The sequence below is a fragment of the Trebonia sp. genome (assembly GCF_049794275.1).
Lineage (GTDB): Bacteria > Actinomycetota > Actinomycetes > Streptosporangiales > Streptosporangiaceae > Trebonia.
The window spans coordinates 1-2,532 of record NZ_JBARCR010000413.1 but is presented as its reverse complement, the minus strand read 5'-3'; the positions used below and the strand labels follow the sequence as shown (position 1 = coordinate 2,532).

General features: G+C 72.2%; 2 protein-coding genes. One reads left to right on the top strand and one right to left on the bottom strand.

Annotation, left to right across the window (positions count from 1 at the left end):
* On the bottom strand, nt 1-640 hold a 640-nt coding region (locus tag WA805_RS11295), incomplete at its 3' end, for an aminotransferase class V-fold PLP-dependent enzyme (RefSeq protein ID WP_425242317.1).
* Nucleotides 641-711: 71 nt separating this feature from the next.
* Here WA805_RS11295 and WA805_RS11290 point away from each other — a divergent pair.
* On the top strand, nt 712-2,481 hold the full coding sequence (locus WA805_RS11290; protein WP_425242316.1) for an ABC transporter ATP-binding protein: 1,770 nt from the start codon (nt 712-714) through the stop codon (nt 2,479-2,481).
* Nucleotides 2,482-2,532 lie beyond the last annotated feature (51 nt).

The window sequence follows — 2,532 nt, the reverse complement described above, 5'->3', positions numbered from 1 at the left end:
AGTCCGCGCCGAGCGCGGACACGTCCACCGGAATGTGCGGGGTAGCGTGCACGCCGTCCACGTAGCACAGCGCGCCTGCCGCGTGCGCGACGGCCGCGATCGCCGCCACGTCAGGCCGCGTCCCGAGCACGTTGCTCGCCGCCGTCACCGCCACCAGCCGGGTCCTGTCGCCGACCAGCTCCGCGTACTGTGCCGCGGGCAGCTCCCCGGTCGCCAGGTCGGCCTCCGCCCAGCGGACCACCGCCCCGGCCCGCGCCGCGGCCTGGATCCACGGCCGGATGTTAGCGTCGTGGTCGAGCCTGGACACCACGATCTCGTCCCCTGGCGCCCAGCCGCGCGCCAGCGCGGCCGACATCCGGTACGTCAGCGCCGTCATGCTCGGCCCGAAGACCACCCCGGACGCCGCGCCACCGGTCAGGTCGGCGACGGCGCGCCGCGCCTCCGCCACGATCGCATCGGAACGCTCGCTCGCCGCGAACGCGCCCCCGATGTTCCCGATTCCGGCTCGGTACGCGGCCGCGATCGCGTCGATGACGGAACCGGGAACCTGGGTCCCCGCCGCGCCGTCCAGGTAGGCGTGCCCGTCGGCCAGCGCGGGGTAGCTACCCCGGACGCGGGCGACGTCGAAGGTCGTAGCCATGACGCACGATCATATACGCCCGTCGAAAAAACCAGGTGACATCCCCGGCCGCAGTTATTACGCTCCGCCTAGTGTCCTCCAGCCCAGTCGCCGCCCTTTGGCGGCTGCGCCCGTACCTGCGCCCGTACCGCTTCCAGCTGATCGCGATGATCGTCGCGGCCCTGGCCGCGGAGGGCGCGGAGGTCGCGATCCCGCTGCTCGTCAAGGCCGTGATCGACGGCGCCGTCGCGCACGACGAGCGCGACCTGCTGATCCCGTTCGGCATCGCCGCGATCGCCCTCGGCGTGGCGTCCGCCGTGCTGAGCCTGATCCGCCGCTGGGTGCAGGGCAACGCGGTCACCGACATGGAGAAGACGATCAGGGACGACCTGTACGCGCACCTGGAGCGGCTGGATCCCGCGTTCCACGACGAGTGGCAGTCCGGCCAGCTGCTGTCCCGTGCCACCACTGACCTGTCGTCCATCCGCCGGTTCGCCGGGTTCGGGGTCGTCTTCCTGATCACCAGCATCGTGATGTTCTTCGGGGTCACCGCGCTGCTCATCCACTTGAACTGGTGGCTCGGCCTGATTACCGGCGCGATGTTCGCGCCGGTGCTGGTGTTCTGCACCAGGTTCGAGCGGAAGTACAAGGTGCTGTCCCGGCGGGTGCAGGACCAGGAAGGCGACCTGACCACGCTGGTCGAGGAGGCGGCGACCGGGGTACGGGTGCTGAAGGCCCTCGGCCGCGCCCCCGAGGCGGCGGAGGCTCACTTCGCCCAGTCCACCGAGGTGTACAAGACTCAGGTCGCCAAGGCCCGCATCCTCGGCGGCTTCTGGTCGGTGCTCGACCTCATCCCGAACGCCGCGATCGCGCTCATCGTGGTGCTCGGCGCGATCGCGGTCAGCCACCACTCGCTGACCATCGGCGGCCTGGTCGCCTTCATCACGCTGGCCCTGTTCCTGGTGTGGCCGATCGAGGCGCTCGGGTACATCATCGCCTCCGGTGAGGAGGCGGCGACCGCCGCGCAGCGGGTGCTGGAGATCTTCGACACCGATCCGGAGATCACGGAGAAAACCGTTCCCTCCGAACGGGCCCGCGTCTTCGCCCCCGCCCACCTGCGCTTCGAGCATGTGGGGTTCACCTATCCAGGCAGCAGAGAGCCGGTGCTGCGGGACGTCGACCTGAGCCTGGCACGCGGCGAGACGCTGGTGCTCGTCGGGGCGACCGGGTCAGGCAAGACGACGCTGCTGCAGCTCGTGCCGCGGCTGGCGGACACGACCAGCGGCCGGGTGCTGATCGGCGGCACCGACGTGCGCGACATCCCGCTCGCCGCGCTGCGCACGGCGGTGGGCTGCGCGTTCGAGGAGGCCACGCTGTTCTCCGCGAGCGTGCGGGAGAACGTCACCTTCGGCGCGCCGGACGCCTCGGACGACGAGATCGAGGCGGCGCTGGCCGCCGCGCAGGCGCGGTTCGCCTATGACCTGCCGTGGGGGCTGGACACCCGGATCGGCGAGCAGGGCATGGCGCTGTCCGGCGGGCAGCGGCAGCGGGTCGCGCTGGCCCGCGCGATCCTCGCCAGGCCCGAGGTGCTGATCCTCGACGACCCGCTGTCGGCCCTCGACGTGCGCACCGAGGAGCGGGTCACCACGGCCCTTGGCGACGTGCTGGCCGGGACCACGGCGCTGGTCGTCGCGCACCGGCCGTCCACCGTGCTGCTGGGCGACGCCGTGGCGCTGCTGGACGGCGGGGTTATCGCGGCCGTGGGCGCGCACCGGGAACTGATGGCTGCCGAGCCCGGTTACCGGGACCTCATGTCCATGTCCGAGGGCGGCGAGCCGGCCCGCCGGGCGCGGGCCGGGTGAGCGCGCTGGAGGTGACGCGATGAGCACGCCGGCGACCGCGCAGCCCTGGCG